This window comes from Jeongeupia naejangsanensis, assembly GCF_016865585.1.
GTDB classification, from domain to species: Bacteria; Pseudomonadota; Gammaproteobacteria; order Burkholderiales; family Chitinibacteraceae; genus Jeongeupia; species Jeongeupia naejangsanensis.
The window spans coordinates 1,047,787-1,069,146 of sequence record NZ_JAESND010000001.1; the positions used below are offsets into that span (position 1 = coordinate 1,047,787).

The 21,360-nt window shown below is 59.9% G+C and carries 18 protein-coding genes and 3 tRNA genes; 3 read left to right on the forward strand and 18 right to left on the reverse strand.

Translation table 11 applies throughout. The annotated features are described in order from the left end of the window. Position 1: 1 nt before the first annotated feature. The 9 genes from JMJ54_RS05035 to JMJ54_RS05075 form a co-directional block, all read right to left on the reverse strand. Positions 2-523 (reverse strand): GFA family protein, encoded by a 522-nt coding sequence (locus JMJ54_RS05035; RefSeq protein ID WP_203536830.1) that lies wholly within the window; start codon positions 521-523, stop codon positions 2-4. 115 nt (positions 524-638) lie between these two features. Next, positions 639-1,619 carry an EamA family transporter gene (locus tag JMJ54_RS05040; protein ID WP_203536831.1) on the reverse strand — a complete coding sequence of 327 codons (981 nt, stop codon included), beginning with the start codon at positions 1,617-1,619 and terminating at the stop codon, positions 639-641. A 64-nt stretch (positions 1,620-1,683) separates the two neighbouring features. Then, on the reverse strand, positions 1,684-2,811 hold the full coding sequence (locus tag JMJ54_RS05045; RefSeq protein ID WP_203536832.1) for an FAD-dependent oxidoreductase: 1,128 nt from the start codon (positions 2,809-2,811) through the stop codon (positions 1,684-1,686). Between the two features lie 10 nt (positions 2,812-2,821). Beyond that, on the reverse strand, positions 2,822-4,060 hold the full coding sequence (locus JMJ54_RS05050; protein ID WP_203536833.1) for an MFS transporter: 1,239 nt from the start codon (positions 4,058-4,060) through the stop codon (positions 2,822-2,824). 82 nt (positions 4,061-4,142) lie between these two features. Beyond that, positions 4,143-5,348, reverse strand: coding sequence for an ATP-grasp domain-containing protein (locus tag JMJ54_RS05055; protein WP_203536834.1), 1,206 nt, complete (start codon positions 5,346-5,348; stop codon positions 4,143-4,145). A 10-nt stretch (positions 5,349-5,358) separates the two neighbouring features. Continuing rightward, complete coding sequence (locus tag JMJ54_RS05060) at positions 5,359-6,684, reverse strand: ATP-grasp domain-containing protein (protein WP_203536835.1); 1,326 nt, start codon at positions 6,682-6,684, stop codon at positions 5,359-5,361. Between the two features lie 15 nt (positions 6,685-6,699). Continuing rightward, on the reverse strand, positions 6,700-8,037 hold the full coding sequence (locus JMJ54_RS05065) for an ATP-grasp domain-containing protein (protein ID WP_203536836.1): 1,338 nt from the start codon (positions 8,035-8,037) through the stop codon (positions 6,700-6,702). Positions 8,038-8,314: 277 nt separating this feature from the next. Then, positions 8,315-9,067, reverse strand: a complete 753-nt coding sequence (locus tag JMJ54_RS05070; RefSeq protein WP_203536837.1) for an iron-containing redox enzyme family protein — start codon at positions 9,065-9,067, stop codon at positions 8,315-8,317. Between the two features lie 141 nt (positions 9,068-9,208). Continuing rightward, a complete protein-coding gene (locus JMJ54_RS05075) occupies positions 9,209-9,496 on the reverse strand; it encodes a 2Fe-2S iron-sulfur cluster-binding protein (RefSeq protein ID WP_203536838.1) in 288 nt (95 codons plus the stop codon). A gap of 401 nt (positions 9,497-9,897) precedes the next feature. Between JMJ54_RS05075 and JMJ54_RS05080 the strand changes: the two genes are divergently transcribed. Continuing rightward, complete coding sequence (locus JMJ54_RS05080; RefSeq protein WP_203536839.1) at positions 9,898-10,704, forward strand: hypothetical protein; 807 nt, start codon at positions 9,898-9,900, stop codon at positions 10,702-10,704. A gap of 125 nt (positions 10,705-10,829) precedes the next feature. Here JMJ54_RS05080 and JMJ54_RS05085 read toward each other — a convergent pair. From JMJ54_RS05085 to JMJ54_RS05110, 6 genes are all read right to left on the reverse strand, one after another. Then, a tRNA-Glu gene (locus JMJ54_RS05085) sits at positions 10,830-10,905 on the reverse strand. 12 nt (positions 10,906-10,917) lie between these two features. Next, positions 10,918-10,994 (reverse strand) — tRNA-Arg (locus JMJ54_RS05090). 41 nt (positions 10,995-11,035) lie between these two features. After that, a tRNA-Ser gene (locus JMJ54_RS05095) sits at positions 11,036-11,129 on the reverse strand. A 69-nt stretch (positions 11,130-11,198) separates the two neighbouring features. Further along, entirely contained in the window at positions 11,199-12,422 is a 1,224-nt protein-coding gene (locus JMJ54_RS05100; RefSeq protein ID WP_203536840.1) for an aspartate kinase, read from the reverse strand. 150 nt (positions 12,423-12,572) lie between these two features. Then, entirely contained in the window at positions 12,573-13,643 is a 1,071-nt protein-coding gene (gene alr / locus JMJ54_RS05105) for an alanine racemase (RefSeq protein ID WP_203536841.1), read from the reverse strand. Positions 13,644-13,674: 31 nt separating this feature from the next. Beyond that, the gene (locus JMJ54_RS05110) at positions 13,675-14,304 is read right to left on the reverse strand and encodes a DedA family protein (RefSeq protein ID WP_203536842.1); all 630 of its coding nucleotides are present in this window, start codon (positions 14,302-14,304) and stop codon (positions 13,675-13,677) included. Between the two features lie 174 nt (positions 14,305-14,478). Between JMJ54_RS05110 and lplT the strand changes: the two genes are divergently transcribed. After that, a complete protein-coding gene (gene lplT, locus JMJ54_RS05115) occupies positions 14,479-15,771 on the forward strand; it encodes a lysophospholipid transporter LplT (RefSeq protein ID WP_203536843.1) in 1,293 nt (430 codons plus the stop codon). A 113-nt stretch (positions 15,772-15,884) separates the two neighbouring features. Here the strand turns inward: lplT and JMJ54_RS05120 are convergent, their stop codons facing one another. The 3 genes from JMJ54_RS05120 to JMJ54_RS05130 all read right to left on the reverse strand — a co-directional run bounded on the left by JMJ54_RS05120 (position 15,885) and on the right by JMJ54_RS05130 (position 20,772). Further along, positions 15,885-17,528, reverse strand: a complete 1,644-nt coding sequence (locus tag JMJ54_RS05120; RefSeq protein WP_203536844.1) for a tannase/feruloyl esterase family alpha/beta hydrolase — start codon at positions 17,526-17,528, stop codon at positions 15,885-15,887. 79 nt (positions 17,529-17,607) lie between these two features. Then, positions 17,608-18,921, reverse strand: a complete 1,314-nt coding sequence (locus tag JMJ54_RS05125; protein ID WP_238999859.1) for a hemolysin family protein — start codon at positions 18,919-18,921, stop codon at positions 17,608-17,610. 84 nt (positions 18,922-19,005) lie between these two features. Next, on the reverse strand, positions 19,006-20,772 hold the full coding sequence (locus tag JMJ54_RS05130) for an ATP-binding protein (RefSeq protein ID WP_203536845.1): 1,767 nt from the start codon (positions 20,770-20,772) through the stop codon (positions 19,006-19,008). A 123-nt stretch (positions 20,773-20,895) separates the two neighbouring features. Between JMJ54_RS05130 and JMJ54_RS05135 the strand changes: the two genes are divergently transcribed. Next, on the forward strand, positions 20,896-21,234 hold the full coding sequence (locus JMJ54_RS05135; RefSeq protein WP_203536846.1) for a hypothetical protein: 339 nt from the start codon (positions 20,896-20,898) through the stop codon (positions 21,232-21,234). The last annotated feature ends 126 nt before the right edge of the window (positions 21,235-21,360 follow it).

The following is a 21,360-nucleotide window of genomic DNA, read 5'->3' on the forward strand; positions in this document are numbered from 1 at the left end:
CCTAGCGGGTCCGGCTGAACAGCATCGCGGCCCGGGCCAGCATGAGCTTGCCGATGAACCATAACGGATACGTGCTGTAACTGCGAACATCGTCCGGAATCGCCGGCCCTTCGGGCTTGAATCTGGTTTGAATCCGCACCTCTGGCGGCGGGCCGTCGCCGCCCAGTCTGGCCCGATAGACCGAGTACCAGTGACCTTTCTGAAAATCGAGGAACATCGCGGTGTTGCAACAGCCGGCGACCACCCTTCTCGTCGGAGACGCGTCGCGAAGCTTGTAGTCACACAGTTGTGCCGCACCCTTTACGCAGCGGAAGCGGTCCTTCCGGTACAGCACGTATTCGGTACCACCGTACGGATCCAGCACTGGCGAGGCTTGCGGCAATCCCTCGATCTGACGAGCGCCACGCTGGCAATCGTCACAGTGGCAAACCGCACTCAGGATCGGCTCGCCCAGTGCTTCAAACTCGACGCTGCCGCATGAACATCGCACGGTGACCGGATGCTTTGACAAGGCCGGCATCATCGGTCTCCGTGATTCGTCAGGCATGGGAAAACGGCTCGTCCATCACCGCGAAGCAAGCATCGGCCCGTTTGCACATCGCCCAGCCGGAGCCGCGCAATGACACTGGTGCAGAACGCTATGCGGTGCTGGTTCTGGTGAACAGGCGCTTCACTTTGTCACCATACAAAGCAACCGTCAGACCGGACAGAATCAACAGACTGGCCGCGATTTTCTCGCTGCCGATCACCTCGCCGAAAATGACCGCACTACCCGCAAAGCCGAACACCGGCACCAGCAGCGATAGTGGCGCAACGCTCGAAACCGGGTATTTGCTCAGCAGCGAATTCCACACCCAATAGCCGATCAGTGTCGTCGGATAGGCCTGAAACAGCACCGAGAACACGGCAATCGCGTTGAGGTTGTCGCCGAAATTGGCATAGACCCTGGCGCCTCCGGCGAGGTAGGCCATGACGAAGAGCGGTAAAGGTGCGAACAGGCACGCCCAGACGAGGAAGCCGAAAACGTTCTTGGTCCGCGACTTTTTCATCACGATATTGGCGAGACTCCAGCTCACCGCACCGAAAAGGACCATCGCCAAGCCCAATGGCGTCACCGAACCGTCAGTCAGGCTCATGATCACGATCAAACCGATCAGCGCCATGGAAAAGCCGGCCAGCTTTTGCCTGCCAATGGGCTCTTTGAGGAAAACATAACCCATGAAGATGGTCAGGAAGGCGCTGAACTGCAGTACAAGCGACGAAACCCCGGCCGACGCCCCCAGCCGGACCCCGAGATTGACCATCCCCCAGAGGCCGACACCGAAAATCAGGCCGTACAAGGCAACGACCTTCATCGGCACGTCCGGCTTGCGAATGAAGAACACCGCCGGAATGGCGCAAAAAAGAAAACGCAAGCCGGCCAGCACGAACGGATCCAGCGTATTCAAACCCAGCTTGATGATACTGAAATTGACGCCCCACACGCCCGTCACAAGGATGGCGGCTAAAACATCTCTGAATTTCATGACATTCACCTTTGTCCAATTCATTGCCGCTGCAAACGCACACACCCGGAAAGGCACAATATCCGGATGAATCGCGCATTCCTGTTCGGCCATCAAACTACTCTTTAAGCAGATGCCAAAACCTGGCATTGCCTATCCGTTCCGGAGCCCGTACGGCTCACGCCAGCTCGACGACCAGCGCATTCATCTGTGCCAAAGCATCCCCGGTGACGGCGAAACCGCACAGCTGGCCGTCACGATAACCACGCGCAATCATGCCATCCGCTGTTTCTTCGGTTTTCCACTCCGTTGGCTTTTCCTTCAGCATGAAACGCGTTGGCGATTGCTGGATTTTTATTTCGACGGGATAAAAAGTCAGATTGACGGGCGTGGCCTGCCCGGTCATCGTGGCGGCCAGCGCCCGGGCGCAGACCTGTATCGGTGCAATATATTGATGCAACTGTCCGTCGATTTGCGCGCAATCGCCAATGGCGTAAATATCGTCAACATTGGTCTGCAGATATCGGTCCGTGAGAATCCCGGAGTCGGTGGCAATCCCCGCCTGTCCGGCCAGCGCGGTATTCACCGACAGCCCGGCGCAATTGACCACCACCGTTGCTGCCTCGCGCTTGCCGGAGGACAAGTCGATGCCAAATACAGCTTCGTCACGTGTCATATTGACGACAAGCTGGCGATCAACAAACCGCACGCCAGCTTCAATCATTTTTCCCTTGATGAACTCGCTGAAAACGCGGGGCAGCAAACCATGAAACGGATAATCACCTGACGAGACAAGCGTCGGCTGATATCCGGCATTGGCCAGATCACTGGACAACTCGCAGCCCACAAGACCCGCACCAATGATCAAGGGCTGGCAATCCTGACTTTTCAGCTTTTCATACAGGAGTCGGTAACTTTGCAGTGAATTCACGTTATCCAAAGCACCATCCGCATCGACGCTGGACGTGATCGCTCTCGGCGACGCGCCAAATGCCAGAACAAGTTTGCCGTAGCTGAAATCACCCCTGCTGGTGTGTACCGTTTTTGTTTCAGGCGAAATGCTTGTCACGACGGTGTCGTTCACCAATGTGACATCGAGTTTGTCCGCCCATGCCCCGCTGTCTTCGGTAATGTGGTCGTCGGGGTGAAGGGCATCCGAGAACCCCGTGGACAATTTGGGCTTATAGTATTGATGCCCGTCGCAGCGGCTGATCACGCGAATTTCACCGTCATACTTGCGTTTGCGCAGGAATGTAACCAGCTTGTAGCAGGCAAGGCCCGCACCGATAATTGTGATATTCATCATCAGATCGTGCCTAGGCCGGTTCTGCCGCCAGCTGGGGCGACAGGATTCTTGAGGTTGTTTTCAGTTTCTTGAAACAGAGCACCACGATGCCACTGGTCGCCAGACCGATGACCCAGAACATCGCCTTGGTATCCGATTCATGAATGCTCAGACTGACAATAATGCCGGACAGCGGTAGTGTCAGTTGATTCAGGAAAACGATGAAGCCGATGGTCTTGCCCAGGTGAACCTTGGGTATCCAGAGCACGCGCTCCGACCGGATATACACGTTGAAAAGATCACCAGCGGCCAGAATCGTGGCATAGGCCAATACGTAAAATGAAAAATGCGAAGTCACGCCGATGACGACCGAGGACAGGCAAATCACGGCATATGCAATGATGCCGACCCAGAACACATTGATGCGATGGACCACAAAGGGCAGAATCATCAACACCGCCAGTGTGAGGCCGCCGGTAAAGCTTTGCTGCAGTCCGAACTCTGCTTTGCTGGCACCGAAATAGCCGGTCGCCATTGCTGCAGCGGTCGCCATGCACATGCCGATAATCAGGTTGATGCTGACGCTGAGTGCAGTCAGCAACAACAGATTCGGACGCAGGCGCACGATGGTCGCCGCTTTGACAAAGTCCAGCCTGACTTGCTTGATCAAGGCCAGAACCCCGCCTTCCGCACGCCTGGATATCGGCATGCTCGGCAGTTTTATGGTCAGCGTCCCCAGGTAGCCAACAAGGAACATGCAGGCACCGATCGGTATCAGGTAACGGGCATCGGCGTACAAAACGACGAATGACCCGATTCCTGGCCCGAGCATCAACGAGGCTTGCTCGATTCCCTGCAACCAGCTTTGCACTTTGGGCAATTCTGCTTTGCTGGCCAGTTTCGGCACGATGGATTCCAGAGCAATAAATGACTGGGCATAAAAAAATGCGCTGATTGCCATCAGCCCGCTCAATACCACAAACATGTTGGCATTGACCGACAGCAAATAGAAGGCGCTGAAGGCAGCAAGAGCCCGGACAATATCTGCAGTCAGATAGACGAACCGGCCACCGATGCGATCGCTCAACGTACCGGCAATGGGCAACGATAGGACCCGGGGAGTCCATTCGATGAAGAAAGCCAAGCCCGTCAGGCTGATCGACTTGGTTTCGGTATAAATGATGAGTGGTACCGCGAACAGCAGGATCTGATCCCCGAGCGCGGCTGAAAACCGGGAAATGATAAACCGGACAAGCAAGGCCGTTTGCATTACTAGTTCACTCGCAAGAATCCGGCGGGGGGCACCCTGCCGGCAGAATGACCAGCCCGACGGAAGCCGGGCTGATCACGGATTAATGCACTTCAACGGTGGCGAAAATGTCCGACATGAAACTGGCCAAGCGTGTGCTGCACTCGGCACCGACGATCCCGGCGACCGGCACTTCCACCGACTGATAGGTGATGCGCTTGGTCAACGGCTGATCATGCGCCAGCTCGTTCCAGCGCACGACCATCTCGTCCTGCCTGAATTGTCCGGAATGCTTGACGACGCAAAACTCCTGCTCCAGGTGATGCCCCGGAAAAACGAACCAGCCGAATTTCTTCGCAAACAACGTTTCTGCAGGAGCATCCACCGCCTCGCCGAGGTAAGCCTTGAGCTCGGCAGACGGCAAGTGAACGCCGGTCGCAAGTTCGACCGCGGCCACGACTTCGGCACCGCCGACGCGATTGGCGATCTCCAGGAAAACCAGGCCACGCTCCGACTGGATGGCTTCGAGGTGGAAACTGCCGGAGCTCAGCCCGATCGCGCCGAGTACGGCCAGGCTCCAGGTGCGCAGCTCGTCAGTGGTGTCGATTTGCACCGAGCCCAAGGGCTGCCCTTTGGCGAAAGCGAGGCAGTTGCCCACATATTTGCTCGAGACGATGAGTTTCAGCTGGCCATTCAGCATCAGGCCGTCAATGTGCAGAATGTCGCCGCTGACAAACTGCTCCACCTCATAAGCCTCGTAGTCGCCGGCATCGACCGATGTAATGCCAATGCGGCGATCGACCAGTGCGTCCTTCAGCTGTTGTGGCGATTCGAAAACCAATACGTTCTCGCTTGAAGCACCATCAACCGGTTTGAGCACGGTTTTCCCTGACCATTTAAGATGTGCTGAAGCGAAGAACTCGCTCAAGCTCAGGTTTTGCGGCACGGCAATGCCGGCGGCATCGACGATGTGTTTCATCAGCAGCTTGTTGCGTACACGCTCGATTTGCGCAACGCTCGCGCCGGCAATGCCGAAGTGCTCCCGCACGATCGCCGCGCTCATCAGCTCGTACTCGGAAAGAGACAGCACGGCATCAAAACGGGTGTGCCTTTCGCTGATGGCATTGATCGCTTCAACCTCGGTTTTATCCACGCCGGGACGCAGCCATTTTTCGCAGCGCAGCTCGGCGGGGATGTTGCTCAACGCCGCCTCGGTGCCGAGGTAGACAACGTGATGCGTGCCGTGATCGATACCGCGATCGTATTCGATTTTGTGATAGGGAATGCGGTGCAAGATCAGAATGTTCACGACTTTGTCCTTACGCAACCAGCGTCAAATCAGCATTCATGTACTCGTTCAAAACCGTGTCCCAGCACAGCTGAATCCGCTCGAGATAGGTCTTCATCACGCCCGAATCCCAATCGGCACTGACCGTGATCAGCGCGACGAAATCACTGTTGTCACGGGCAGGCACATGAACATACTGATCGGTGGCGGCAATGATTTCGCAACTCATCCAGCGCAGCACCCCGACGGCTTGGGGATGGTCCTTTGCAACCTGGCGCTGCAGCTGCGAAAACAGGAAATCCATGTTCCGGATGATGTTGTTGACATACCCGGGCTGGGCCGGGGCGAGCATGATGCTCATGGCCGAGCCCTTCGGCGTGAGGCGCAGATTGGTCCGTTTGCCGGTCACCACGGAATCCACCCACAAGCCGTGCAGATCCTGGCCGAATACCTGGCTCGCCAAAGCCCAGATTTTCATCCCGGCCGGACGGCGGTTCGCTTCGATCACCGCCGCTTGCCGAAGATCGTCACTGATTCGAATTTCATTGTGAAACGGGCCGAAACTCTGTCCGACAATCAGATTTGCCAGCTGGCCCGTGCGACGAATCAGGTCCGCCTGCTCGGTACTGACGTCGGCCGGTACCAGTTGGGCAAACTCGACCGGATACCGGCCGCTGACGTTGAATTTTTCGGTAATGAAATCGGCGCTGCCGATGCCGTCATAGGAATACTCCTTACGGAACGGGATCATCTGCTCGACGATCACACCGGCTTGAACATAGGCCGAGACTTCCTTGAGGACGGCATGCAGATCGGCTTCCGCGGGGTTTTCCAGCAGAATCACCCCACGGTTGTTGCCCTCGGTGGTCGGCTTGATCACAACGCCACCGGGGTTGGCCTGAATGAAGGAGGCCAGGGACTCAACGGTGTTGACCATCTGGATGTTCGGCAGGAACGTCTGCTGCGCCTCGAACATGTCCTTGCAAGCTTGTTCCTTGACGCGGTACTGGTATTTGCAAAACGCGTTTTCGGCCAGTACCGGGCAATCTCCACGCAATCCCAGATTGCGCAGCAGCTCGGCGCCGAATTGAACGGCATTGTCGGAAAAGACCAAACCTGCTTGTAGATCAACGGGGAGCTGCGCAAGCTGCCGCATCGCTTCGTGCACGAAGCCCGGCGCCAGCGGATTGAGGTCGATGACGTGGTCTGCCAGCAGCCGTTCCGCCACACCTGGATTCGGGCGAATCAGGACGGTTTTTTGTCCGTAATGGGCCCTGGCATAATCGCGAATATGGGCGACCTCGGCGCGACGGGAAAGATTGAAATCGATAACCAATAATGCTGCGGATTTGTCCATTTGCATTGTCGCTTCTCAGTAGGTTTCAACCAAAGACGGCGCATTTTGCGGCCGATACGTCAATTCGATCAGACTCGTCGATTGACGACTGACGCTCGCATAGCTATCGAGCAAATTGTGGAAATCCAGTGTCCATAGCGCTTGACCTACAAAATTTTCTTTACTGGCACTGGAAAAAACGCTGCCGGGCTTGACGAAGACCTGTGAAAGAATGGGTTTGTGCTCACCCGGCTTCTGGTCGACGCGCTCAATAATGCCCACATTGCCAAAAAACACCCTGAAAAAAGTTGCCTTGTTTTTGGGTGACGGGTTGCCGCCGCTGAGCGACAGAGCACTCAGCAATTGGCTGACGTTGGCATCGCGACGGGTACTTTGCAAAAGGAGCTTGATCCAGAGATTGAGCAAAGAATACCCTTCGGTCAGATGCTCCACGCTCTGCGAAATCAGCGAGCCACCCACTCGGGGATTGACCTCGATCAGCTCCCAGCGCTTTCCATTGAATTTGGCCTCAAGATGGAAGCAGCCGGTACGGATATCCAGCAGCTGGAAAACCGCATCAAGCCACGCACGTCCTGCATCGATATCCGCAGCGGTCAAGCTGACTGGCGGACTGACGCATGCATTTTCGAGCGTCGTCATTTTTTCAAATGACACTTCGGTTTTTTCGTGAATGGCGACGATGAATAGCCTGCCCCCTTCGACCAGAATCTCGAAGCTGTACTCTGTGCCGGCGATGTAATCTTCGATGATGAACGGATCTTGCTCGGCAAAGATGCCCTGAAAAACCGTATCACTTTGCAATTCGTGGTGAAGTGCCTCGATATCCGACCAGCGCACATCGGGCGTCAGCCGGAATGCACCAAACGAAGCGATGCCACGGTAGGGCTTGATGAATTTGATGGCGTTTTGCGACTGATAGGCCAGCAGCTTGTCTTCCGTCAGCGGTTCGACCGTGACTTCACTCAGGCCATGTTCAAACAGCAAGCGACGCAATGCATATTTGTCCGTCAGCACGTTGACGGTGTCGGGGTGGATATCCGTCACTCCGAGGTATGCATTGGCCTCGGCCATGATGACGCGATAGCCCTCCCAAACGCACACGCAAGCAACTATCGTTTTTCCTTCGGACTGGATATCGGCAATGGCCGTCTGTACGTCGTTCCAGCCCAACTCGTGATGCCGAGTGTGCCTGAACCACTCTGCCTGATCTTTCAGGTCATCGAGACGCTTGAGATTATCCGGCTCCGGTAGCGACGAAAGTATGTATCGCTCGACGCCTTCATTCGCCACTTGCGTCGCCAGTTGATCGACAAATGAAAAACCGACATGACTCAATATAAGAATACCTTGCATGATCATGCTTTCCTTCAACCATTTTCAATCGAATTCATTCACGCGCACGACGTCAAACCCGGAATCATCCGGAAAATCATCATCCGGTGATTGCCGCACTTTCTTTCAACCATGCTTGCTTCGATCCCCACCCGCAGCGGCGCACAGCTTGCGATGGTAGGCGGGCATCCGCGGTGGCCAGTGGAAGGACGATTGAACGGAGACCGTCAACGCCCGACCACAAGCCACGCACTTCACAACCATGGCCCGACTCGACCCTCGCTGGGCCGGAGCGCGATCAAGCCACCGCTTTTACTTTTTCCAGTTTGAATTCATTGTTGATTTCAACGAAATACATGGCCAACAGGTCCTGGAATTCGCGCAGATACTTCTTCAGTGCCGCTTTGTCCTCTTCCTTGTTGATCAGGTAACGCAATGCGCCCCAGACCATTCCCGGGTGATCGTGGTTGATATCGGTATGGGAGTGTGCGATTTGCCCGGCAATCTTGTCTTTTCCAAGAATGGCCTCCAGACCCTTCAGCTTTTCCGGCTCGAGCTTGACGTTGACGTACTCGACCAGATAGGAATAGGCCACAACGCCAAGCGGACCTTCGTGATCGAGCAGATAGGAAAAGAAGCCGACCAGCAACTTGGTCGACATGTACGGTTCAATTTGCAGAAATTCTTCACGACTGGTGCCTGCTTTTTCCAGATCCTGAATGAACATTTCGTCATGAAGCATTTCATCGCACTCGTACTCAGCCCAGATTTTTGCGGCTTCCGGGCTCAGCTTGGCGATATCGGAAATTGCCTTTGACTCGATCACACGCAGAAGGCGAATGCGAATTGCTGTCTCGGCAAGGCCGCGGGCATACATCGGGTGATTGAAATCGTTTTTACGATGATGCTGATCGGTGGCAGGAACGTTGGCATTCCACTCCGCGATCTGATTTTCGATCAGCGCGTCGATTTCCTGCCGAAACAGGACTGACTGCACAGGGTTCAGGTACGGCTTGCCACGACCGAGACCAGTGTTGATGCAACGATTCATGTTTGACTCCTTCCAGAAATTATCCAGCAGTTAATAAACCAAACAATACACATCCATTAGATCGAAAACATGCGCTACCAGGATGAAGACAAATCGAGGTTCGATTCATGACCGGCGGATTGCCACTCACCAAAATCCGGTTTACGGTTCCGTGTTGATCGATATCGGCCCGAACAATTTACATTGGCACGCCAAGCGATACTGGTCCTCGGCAAAACCGAGGCTGGTCAGAAAGGTGCGCTCGACAGGTTCGGCTTCACTCAGGTTTTCCAAACCGCATTCCACTTCGATAACGCATGACCCGCATATGCCGGAAAGGCAACTGAAAGGGATGACGCCTTCTGCCAGCTCCGACAAATCGGTCAGTTTTGACTTGTCCGGTAACTGCAGCGTTTCCGCAGAATTGGTAAGCACGATGGTATGCAGCATTACTTTCACAATTCCATTTCGATGGAAATCAAAAGAATCCGGTTTGCTGTCGATGGCTGCCGGAGCGTCGGCTTTACCCGGGGGCCCTCAACCGAAACCGGAAGTCGCAACAAAATACTTACATTAAAATTTGAAGATCTAAAAACAAGCAAACAAATAATTACACGAACACAACTCCATTAGTAAATAATGAAATGTTGTAATCAAGTAACCGGACATTATATGAGTTATATTTCTTACTAATTACATACAAATAAATTTATGACGAGACTGAGGGGTTGGTTTGTAAGAACATGGCCACCGCCTGCAGCCCGTCCGACTCACCCAGGCACCACAGATGCCGCACGGGAGCGACACTTGATCCAAGGGCGGCAAACCGATGGCCCGCTTGGTGCATTCATGTGGCCCGCATGCTGCGGCGCCCCATGTTGCTGGCCATGCGCATTGCTCGTTCGTTCGTCTCGACCTGTTCGCTATCAGAGAATGCAGGCACTGCCTTGCAGCGCTGCAGCGGGTTTGGCAACCCCAGCGATTCGAAGGTACGGCAATACCGGTTGAATACCCCCTTCGCTGACGGAGAGAGCGGCAGTGCAGATGAGTGCATCCTTGCCGCTGCCCTCCTCCGGCCTCATCCGACGGCCCCATGCAAACGCGGTTTCTCCGTCACCGCCTGCCCGGGCGACTGCTCGACGTTGCTGTCTTACCGACTGAAGAACGCCGCTGTCGCAGAACTTCGGTTGCATGCGCAGCGGCTTTTCTGTGGGTACTTGAGGTGGGATCGGGGCCGGGCGTCAGCGCAGTATCACTTCGCGGTCTCGCTACTGACCCGGCGTTGCGTGGTCGACTGTGAGGCACCCATCGAAGCGACCAAGGGAAAGCAAGCCCGACCGACTCAGCCCGGCATCAAGGAGGACTGGCTTTTCGTATTGCGATGGTACGTGTGGTGCGCACAAGGCCGACCGGTCAAGCCGTTCGCGCAGCGCAGCCCGGACATCGACCAACAACACGGTCCGTGCGCTGATACCAGCCGCAGGCCTCGCGAACGTGGTCCGTCTGCCTTGCCGGTGCTGCATAATCCGGGCATCGTGGTTCGCGGCCATCGGAGATGTAGTACGAACGGTGACTACAGTCGGATCGAGCTGTTCGGCGCGAAATATGGGAAGGATGCGGACATTGCAGCGCACGACGCAACAGTCGAGGCTTGGTGAGGCTGTATAACCGGAACGAAGGAAAACAGAAGGGGAGAAATGTGGCTGGAATCAGCTTTGAAACTGGAAGAATGTCTGCAGGTGCTACCTGCGTTACCGACAACCGATCCTAACTGGCGTTAAGATGGCGTCCCCACGGGGATTCGAACCCCGGTAGTCACCGTGAAAGGGTGGTGTCCTAGGCCTCTAGACGATGGGGACTGAAGCAGGTAATGGTGCACCCGGAGCGATTCGAACGCCCGACCCTCTGGTTCGTAGCCAGATACTCTATCCAACTGAGCTACGGGTGCACTGTTACTTTCTGCTGTTACTACGGTACTGCTGGGTCCGCTGGCGGAGACGGAGGGATTCGAACCCTCGATAGAGGTTTTGGCCCCTATGCTCCCTTAGCAGGGGAGTGATTTCAGCCACTCATCCACGTCTCCGTCAAGGGAGGCTGGATATTACCTGCGGGCTGAAATCCCGTCAACCGCCTTGGCTAATTTTCTCGAAAATCAGCCTTTGTCGAGGCCGAATGCCTTGTGCAGCACGCGCACGGCCAGCTCGAGGTACTTCTCGTCGACGATGACCGAGATCTTGATTTCCGAGGTCGAGATCATCTGGATGTTGATGCCCTCTTCGGCCAGCGTGCGGAACATGGTCGCCGCAACGCCGACGTGCGAGCGCATGCCGACACCGACGATCGAGATCTTGCAGATCTTGTCGTCGCCATCGATCAGCGCCGCGCCGATGTGCGCCTGTACGCCTTCGAGTACCTTGATCGTGCGGGCCAGATCCGGCTTCGGCACGGTAAAGCTGAAGTCCGTGGTACCGTCCTTGCCGACGTTCTGGATGATCATGTCGACGTCGATGTTGGCATCCGAGACCGGGCCGAGGATCTGGTAGGCGATGCCTGGCTTGTCCGGCACGCCGGTCACGTTGATGCGGGCTTCGTCACGGTTGAAGGCGATGCCGGAGACGACTGGCTTTTCCATGTTCGGGTCTTCCTCGAAGGTAATCAGCGTGCCCTCACCCTCTTCCTGGAACGAGGACAGCACGCGCAGTTTCACGTTGTACTTGCCGGCGAACTCCACCGAGCGGATTTGCAGCACCTTGGAGCCAAGGCTGGCCATCTCGAGCATTTCCTCGAAGGTGATGGTCTTGAGCTTCTTGGCTTCGGGCACGACGCGCGGGTCGGTGGTGTACACGCCGTCGACGTCGGTATAGATCTGGCATTCGTCGGCCTTCAGCGCCGCGGCCAGCGCCACCCCCGAGGTGTCCGAGCCGCCACGCCCCAGCGTGGTAATGTTGCCTTCCGGATCCACGCCCTGGAAGCCGGCGACGATGACGACCCGGCCGGCGTTCAGGTCGGCACGCATTGCTTCGTCGTCGATCGACTGGATGCGAGCCTTGGTATGGGTGGAGTCGGTCAGGATCTTGACCTGGCCGCCGGTGTACGACTTGGCATCGACGCCGGCTTCCTTCAGCGCCATCGCCAGCAGGCCGATGGTGACCTGTTCGCCGGTCGAGACGATCACGTCGAGTTCGCGCGGATCGGGATTCGCCTGGATTTCCTTGGCGAGTGCGATCAGCCGGTTGGTTTCACCGCTCATTGCGGAAACGACGACGACGATGTCGTGGCCCTGGGCCTTGAACTTGGCGACGCGCCGCGCGACATTCTTGATGCGCTCGGGCGTGCCAACCGAGGTGCCGCCGTACTTCTGGACGATCAATGCCATGATGCAACCTGCAGGTTGAATGAAATGAGAAATCTGGTCTGGTCACGCGACAGCCGTCAGCAAAAACGCAACGGACTGGTGCGGGAAAAGTGCCAAAACGAAAGATTGTAATGAAAGCCGTGCGCGTTTACGAGACCGATCAACAGGCCGTTACAGCGTCCGGACCGGCACTCGCAACGCCACGGCACACATCAACTCGTAACCGATCGTCCCTGCCGCATTGGCGACCTCGTCGATCGGCAGATTCTTGCCCCACAATTCGACCGGTGTACCGATTTGCGCTTGCGGCAGATCGCTCAGGTCGACCGCCAGCATGTCCATCGATACGCGCCCCAGCAAACGGGTCCGTACGCCGCCGACAAGCACCGGCGTGCCGGTCGGCGCATGGCGTGGATAGCCGTCGGCGTAACCGCAGGCGATAACGCCGATGCGCATTGGCCCGGACGCGGTGAATGCAGCAGCGTAGCCGACCGCATCGCCGGCCTGCAGCGTTTGCACACCGATGATTTCGCTCTGCAAACTCATCGCCGCGACCAGCCCCAGCGATGCCGCGCTGCGATGCGCGAACGGCGTGGCGCCGTACAGGGCGATGCCCGGGCGGACCCAGTCACGATGCACTTCGGGAAAATCGAAAATTGCGGCCGAGTTCGCAAGCGTCATCGGCAGGCCGAGACCGGCAGCCGCCGTGTCAAAACGGGCCAGCGGCTTCGCGATGCCACGCTCTGGATCGTCGGCAGTGGCGAAGTGCGTCATCAGGGTGATGCTGCCGACGTTCGGGCAGGCCTTGAGGCGCGCGACCACCGCACCGGCGGCCTCGGCGGCAAAACCGAGCCGGTTCATCCCAGTGTTGAGCTTCACGTAGATGTCGACCGGTCTGGGCAAGGTCAGCGTTTCCAGCCAGACCAGCGCGCGTTCTTCGTGCACGGCCACGGTCAGTGCGTGGCGTGACGCCCCCGCCATCTCGTCGGCACTGAAAACGCCTTCGAGCAACAGGATGGGCTGCGTCACCCCCGTTTCACGCAACGCAACAGCCCAGTTGAATTCAACCAGGGCAAAGCCGTCGGCATCGGGCACGGCGGCGGCGACCCGTTCCAGTCCGTGGCCGTAGCCGTTGGCCTTGGCCACCGCGTAAACCTTCGCATTCGGCGCCAGCGCCTTGATCCTGCGGTAGTTGTGGGCAATGGCTGCGGAGTCGATCAGGACCTGAATGGGGCGTGACATGGCAAACGGCCGAGCATAGTAAAAAGGGAAATCAGTCCTGCGCGGCCTGCGTCGGTCGGCTGCAGCGACGATGTCGCCAGTACCAGACGCCGACGATGACGGCGATCAGTGCAACGAGCACCAGAATGCCGGTCTGCCCACGCTTGATCCACAGCAGCAGCCACTCGTGGTTGTAAGCACCGTAGTAGCCGAGGTAGACCCAGATGGGGACACTGATCAGCGCAGCCAGACCGTCGAGCAACAGGAATCGCCAGTAGGAAATACAGTGGCTCATGCCCGCGGTGAGAAAAATCGGCGAGCGCAGCCCGGGCAGGAAACGGGCGACAAACAGCACACGGTTGCCGTAACGGGAAAATTTGTCCTGAACGGCGGAATAGCGGTCGGGGGTCATGATCCGGGCGACCCAGCGCCAGCGGAGCACATGCGCACCGTAATAGCGGCCGAGCAGGAACATGACCGAGTCGCCGACGAGCACGCCGGCCATACCGACAAAGAACATCGTATGCACATTGGCATAACCGAGGCCGGCGATGATGCCGCCAGCCACCAGCGTAATGTCTTCCGGGATTGGCACGCCGAAACCACAGGCGAGCAATACAAGAAACACGGCCAGATAGCCGTAGTCGGTGAAGACGCTCACCAGCAGAGACAATGAATCCATATCGGCGCGCGGGAGCGTGTGCAGAAACGGCCCCCATCTTAGCATGCACCCACGGCAGATCGGCGCATTGTCGCGGTCATATTGCCGCCGCCCGCCTCCCGGGCCGGAACATGACGGCCAATCGGGCAAACGTGCTATAACCCCGGACGTCTCCGCACCGGCACCGATCACCGAATGGACCGTGGATTTTTCCTGATACTGGGCGCGCAGTTCCTCTCCGCGCTCGCCGACAACGCGCTGTTCATCGCCGCGCTGGCCCTGCTGAAGCAGCAGCTTGCCCCCGAATGGCATCTGTCGATGCTGCTCTGGTGCTTTACTGTCTCCTACGTCGTGCTGGCGCCGTTTGCCGGATCGTTCGCGGACTCGATGCACAAGGGCCGGGCAATGATGATCTGCAACGGCATCAAGCTCGCCGGCTGTGTCGGCATGCTGGCCGGCGCGCCGCCGATCCTGGCTTACGCCGTGGTCGGTTTCGGCGCGGCGGCGTACAGCCCGGCCAAATACGGACTGATCACCGAATACCTGCCGCACGAAAAGCTGGTCGAGGCCAATGGCTGGCTGGAGGGGGCGACGGTCGCGGCCATCATTTTCGGCACCGTGCTTGGCGGCTTCCTGACTGGCGGCCAGATGGCGGCGTTGCTGCACCGGATCGATCTACCGTGGCCCATGACCACGGCGGAGCTTGCCATCCTGGTCATCGTGGTGATCTATCTCGCCGCAGCGTGGCTGAATCTCTACATCCCCAAGCTCAACGTCCAGCTCAAACCGCTGGTCCACGGCCCGGTCCAGATGACCAAGGACTTCATCAGCTGCGCGCGGCGGCTCTGGGTCGACCCGCAAGGCCAGTTGTCACTGGCGGTCACCACGCTGTTTTGGGGTGCCGGCGCGACGATGCGGCTCGTCGTGCTCAACTGGGCAGTGATCTGGCTGGCGTACAGCATGGAAAAGGCGACGATGCTGATTGCCGTGGTTGCGTTCGGTACTGCGTTCGGCGCGGTGATTGCAGGCCGGTTCGTACCGCTCAAGCGCGCGTTTTCGGTACTGCCAGCCGGCATCGCGATGGGCGTGCTGGTGATGAGCATGCTGCTGATCTATGACGGCACCCTCGCCGCGACGCTGATGTTCATCGTCGGTGCGCTGTCCGGTTTTTTTGTCGTCCCTCTGAACGCGATCCTGCAGCATCGCGGCTATCTGCTGATGGGCGCCGGCCATTCGATCGCGGTGCAGAACTTCAACGAGAACATCGGCATTCTGGTCATGGTCGGGCTGCACGCCTTGCTGGTGAAATATCTGAGCACCCCGCTGCCGGCGGATGCTTCCGCTCTGCTGATCAGGCAGTTCGGTGTTGGCGGCCTGCCGCCGATGCACGCGATCGTGCTCGGCTTCGGCCTGTTCGTCGCGGTGATGATGGTACTGATCACCGTGCGCTACCGGCGCGGTGTACGCGCCGGCGTCATGCACGACTGACCCCCCATCGGGGGCGCATCGCCAGTATGCCCCCCGCCTCCATCCCACCGATGTCACGCCGGCACCAACTCGGGCGGAGACGATGAGTCCACCCGAGTTGTCGAGGTCGGGACCTAGTCCCTGACGCAGGCGAAGCTCGAGGCCGCGTTGACATCGCCGCTGCGATAGCGCGGCCACGCCGGATACTCGCACAAGGGCCTGCTGCGGCCACGGGTCGCCGAATTGGCGTCGGCAACGATCTGCTGCGCTGGCACCACACCATCAACCACCCACCGGTCCAGCGCCGTCAGCGAATCCCACGACGCCAGGAATGCGCCAAAGACATGGCCATAACCGGGCACCACGTAGAAACGCGAAAACTCCGTAGCTGTCGGCTCGCCCATTCTGGCCCTGACCCGCCCCATGTAGTCGATCGTTGCCCGGGTGCTGACGAGCGCGTCCGCGGCACCATGCAACACGATCAGCTTGCCCCCGCGTCCGGCGAAGCGGCTCAGATCCGTTTGATTGACATCCTGCAGCCCGGTCAGGGCACTGATCCTTGCCGTCCGCGACCCCGGCTGCGCCGGATCGAGCGACAGCGCGTCGAAGCCCGGATCGCGCGTGACGGCGTACCGGACCCAGCTATCCCAGAACTGCGCCATGTACGGCTGCCCCAGCTGCCCCGGGCTTGTCGGCGCCTGCTCGCCCCAGCCGAGGAAACCGCGCAGGTCGGCGCCACTCAGCACATTGAAGCCCGGATAGCCCTTTTCACCGCTGGCGACCGGGTAGCGCAGCGTCAGCGGCGTCGCCATCGTCGTCACAGCCGCGATCTGCGCATCACTCAGGCACTGCGCGCCGGGCGTCTTGCCGCGCGCGCAGCGAAGCTTGATCGGCGTAAAACGGCACGCTTCCGGATGGCTGATCAAACCGTCACGCACGCCGTCGTCGGCATCGCAGGCACTGATCTGCGCCTGATAGAGCAGCGCCTGTGCCGCCGGATCGAGATAGGCACCGGGGCGCGCCATCGCGCGGGAGATCCGCCCGAAAGCCAGATCAAGGGTCGCGGCATTCCACGCCGGATAGGCTGAAATGGCGCCGTCGTAATCATCGGGCCAGCGCTGGACCACCGCGAGCGCCTCGCGCCCGCCGGTCGAACCGCCGGCGAAGTAGCGGCGGGTCGGCGGCTTGCCGTAGAACGTGATTTGCAGGGCCGTTGCAACGTCGCGGGTTTTCTTCAGTGCGTCACCGGCGAAATTGCGCAGCGCTTCGTCGTTTTGCAGAAAGCGGCCATCGAGCGAACGTGTCGCCGGGTCTGCGGTATACGGCGGCGCGGCTTCGTGGCCGCTGTCGCTGCCGAATACCGCATAACCCCGCGCCAGGGGCGAGGGCATATCGAGTGGCGGCGCCGGCACATCGCCGGTCGCGACGATGACGGTGCCGTTGTAGCCGCCGCCGCCCAGATGCAGCGATTTGCCGTTCCAGCCGGCCGGAAGCCCGAGATCGAAACGGATCGGTGGCGCAGCAGGGTCAACCGGCAGGATGCGCCCTTGCACCCGGCAGTAGTCCCCCTGCCCGGCCGGCACCGTCAGCCAGTCCGCGCTGTCGACCTTGGCGCCACTTGTCGGCAGACCGACGTCCGCCGCGGCAAGCTGCCAGCCCTGCAAGGCTGTGCAACCCTGCTTGTCCGGCTGCGGCACGGTGGAGGACGGCACACCGGCGCAGGCGGCCAGCAGCAGAACGCCAGACAGCGGAAATACTTTCAATGAAAGAAATTTCATGACAACCTCTGAGTTGGATTCGGTTCAGCATAGCCAAAACCATCTCCCTCCAAGGGGCTGTTCTTCGGTCGCCCAGTCGTTACTGGCCCGCCGGATGGGTCGGCATGACCCGTACACTGACGATGCGCGGACCATGCATTTTCTTGACGACCACGCTGAAGCCGTCGAACGGCAGCCGCTCGCCCTCCTCCGGCAGCCGGCCGAGCTTTTCCTGAATCAGCCCCCCCACCGACTCGACCTCGGGACTGTCGACGTCGATGCCCAGCGCACGCGACAGCGTGAACAAGGGCAATGACCCCTTGCCGATCAGGCTGCCGTCGTCCAGCCAGAGCCAGTCGTTGTGGGTCTGGCGGAATTCGTCGCGAATTTCGCCGACCAGCACACCCAGCAGGTTGTCGAGCGTGATGAAGCCGTAAGGCGGCTCGCCCTTGGGGCCGACGACGGCAAAGTGCACCGCCCCGCCACGGAAGCGCCGCAGCAGCTCGTCGGCCGGCATGTCTTCGCTGACACGCAAGGCCGGGCGCAAATGCGCATCAAGGTCGGGCTCGTCCTCGTCATTGCTCAGCAGCAGCAGATCCTTGACGTGGACCATGCCAAGAACATGATCGTCGTCGCCGATCACCGGATAGCGGCTGAAACGGTGCGCGCGGATCGTCGCGAGCTGCTTGCCCCACGGATCGTCGAACTGCAGCGTCACTGCCTCCGAAAACGGCCGCATCAGATCGGCGACGGTGAGTTTGCCGAAGTCGAGCGAATGCGCGAGCACCCGCATCGCATCGCTGTTGTACGACGGATCATCGCGGTTGGCGCGCAGGATCAGTTTCAATTCTTCGGCCGAATAGTGGCTTTCGTGACCGTGGCCGACATCGAGCCGGATCATCCGCAGGAGCCAGAACGCGCTGTTGTTGAGCAACCAGATCGCCGGGTACATCGCCCAGTAGAACGCGAACAGTGGTGCCGCCGTCCATAGCCCTACCTTCTCGGCCATGCGGATCGCCATCGACTTGGGCGCCAGCTCGCCAACGACGATGTGCAAAAACGAAATCGTGCTGAAGGCAAAGACGAAGGAAACGGTATGCACCATTGCCGGGCTGCCGATGCCGACCCAGCCGAACACCGGTTCGAGCAAGGCAGCGAAGACCGGCTCGCCGACCCAGCCGAGGCCGAGCGACGCGAGGGTGATGCCGAGCTGGCAGGCGGAAAGATAGGCGTCGAGGTCGTGATGGACCCGGGCGAGCATGCGGCCGCGAAAGCCCCAGGCCTTGGCGATAGCCTTGACGCGGGTCGGGCGAAGCTTGACGAGGCTGAATTCGGCGGCGACGAAAAAGCCGTTGAGGAAGACCAGGAGCATGGCCCCGGTGAGCATGAAGAACTGACTAAGCGCAGGGTCCATGTGGTCGAGGCAGCGCCTCGTGGAGAACGAAAACGGTTACGGAATGTACACGATGGTCAGCCCGTTGTCTGCCCCGCCGCCCGGTCAGTGCCCGGCGAATTCGCCCGCCGCCACGCGCGCGAGCAACCGGGCCAGCGCCTCCTGCCGCAACGGTTTCTCGAGGAAATCGTCCATCCCGGCAATCAGGCAGGCGGTTTTTTCCTCGGCCATGCCATTCGCCGACAGGGCGACGATCGGTACGCGCGGCCTGCCGGTCACCTCCTCGGCACTGCGGATGCAGCGGGTCGCCACCAGACCGTCGAGTTCGGGCATCTGCAGGTCCATCAGGATCAGATCCAGCCCGCCAGCGCGCGCCGCCCTGATCGCCTGCTGGCCGTTGGTGGCCAGAAAGACCTGATGGCCCTGCGCCTGCAGCAGCCGTTCGGCAACCAGCCGGTTGACCGGATTGTCCTCGGCCACCAGCACCGACAGCGGCCGCGCGGCCGGAGGCTGGCTTGGCAAGGCGCCGGCATCGCAGTCGAGGAGCATCGCAGTGAAATGGAATACGCTGCCGCCGCCCGGATTGGCCTCGACCCACAGCTCGCCCTGCATCATCCGCACCAGCCGGCGCGAAATCGACAAACCGAGGCCGGTACCGCCGTACTGGCGCGAAATCGAGCTGTCGGCCTGCGAAAACGCCTCGAAGATGCGCCCGGTCTGGGCCGAGGGCACGCCGATGCCGGTGTCGGCAACGCTGGCATGCCATTCGACGATGTCAGCTTCCCGTCGCGTCAACGCAAGCCTTACCTCGATCCGTCCTTGCGGCGTGAACTTGAGTGCGTTGCCGATCAGGTTGACGAAGATCTGCTTCAAACGCACCGGGTCGCCGTACAGCGCAGGGGGCAGCGCTGCTTCGGGCCAGTGCAGGGTGAGTCCGCGCAGTGCCGCCTGCGGTCCGAACATGTTCGCCAGGGTATCGAACAGCTCCTGCGGCGAAAACGGTACCGGCGCCAGATTGAAATGTCCGGCCTCGATCCGCGACAGATCCAGCACGTCGTTGACCAGTGTCAGCAAGGCGTCGGTCGACGCGCGGATCACGGTGACCTGCTCCCGGCTGGCGGTATCGAGCGGCTGGTGCTCGAGCAGCTGTGCCATGCCGACGATGCCGTTCATCGGCGTACGGATCTCGTGGCTGATGTTGGCAAGAAACTCGCTTTTGGCCCGGCTGGCCGCCTCGGCTTCCTGCGTTGCGGCCCGCAGCTCGTCGTTCAGGCCTCCTTTTTCGATCTCCAGCTCGATCGCCTCGGCCAGCATTTCATTGAAGAACCCGGCACTGCGCAACACCGTATAGAGAAAGAGCAACGACATCACCGCAATCAGCGGGTCGTAGGCTTCGCCGTTGGCCAGTGCCGTCACCGTCACCGGCAACACCAGCATGGCGGCATAAAACTGCAGGGCGGGCAGTACCGGCGCGAGAATCGGTACCGCACCGGCGACCATGCCGCAAACGACCAGCGACACGACCAGCCTCGGTGCCGGCGGCATGCCGAACATGAAGGCCAGCGCACCGCCACCCCACCACAGCGCCACCAGCACCGTACCGACCAGATAGCGGCGGCGCCACAGCAATGCGCTGGCCAGATCGTCCGGCGCATGCCGGTAACCCCGGGCCAGGCCGATCCGCAGCAGCGACATCAGCAAGACAGGCAGCAACCAGCCCAGCAGCTCGGCCCCCGGCAGTGCATCGCGCAAGCCGAAACACAGCAACGACGCGATCACGATGCTCATAACCTGACCGATGACGGCATTGCGGTAGAGCAGTCGGGTCGTGCGGATCAACACGTCGGGGTGTTGGCGAAGAGCGGAAACCATGGCCGGCATCATGAACGGAGGGAGGCCAGTATAGCGCCGCAACGGTGTCAGGCCGGCGACCGCCCCGTCAGCGACGTCGTTTGCCAACACGCGGGCTGCAACATACACTGGAGGGGTATGCAAATGTTTTCCCTTGCTCTCCGCCCCCGACTCGGCCGCTGGCTGCTGCTGGCGCTGATGTGCCTGTTGCCGCTGCAGTCGCTGTATGCGGCGACGGCGGTGCAGCCTGCCGCGGCACACCACGCCGTGGCCGAAACGGCGCAAGGGCACGAATGCCATGGCGACAGCGGCATGGCCGGCAAATCGCAGTGCGACTCCATCCACTGCGCCGCATGCACGCCCCCCATCGTTTTCCGGCACCTCCCGGATTTGGCGATCATTGCCCCGGTCCGGGTTGCCGTCGTGTCGACGCCCACGCTCGACATCACCGCCGCCCCCGCCCTCAAGCCGCCCCGGCGCTGATTCGCCCGGGCGGGACGCCTCGCGTCCGGGGGGGGGCCCGGGGGGGGGGGGGGGGGGGGGGTGGGGGGGGGGGGGGGCGGGGGGGGCGGGGCGCGGGGGCCCCCCCGGGGGGGGGGGCGCGGGGGT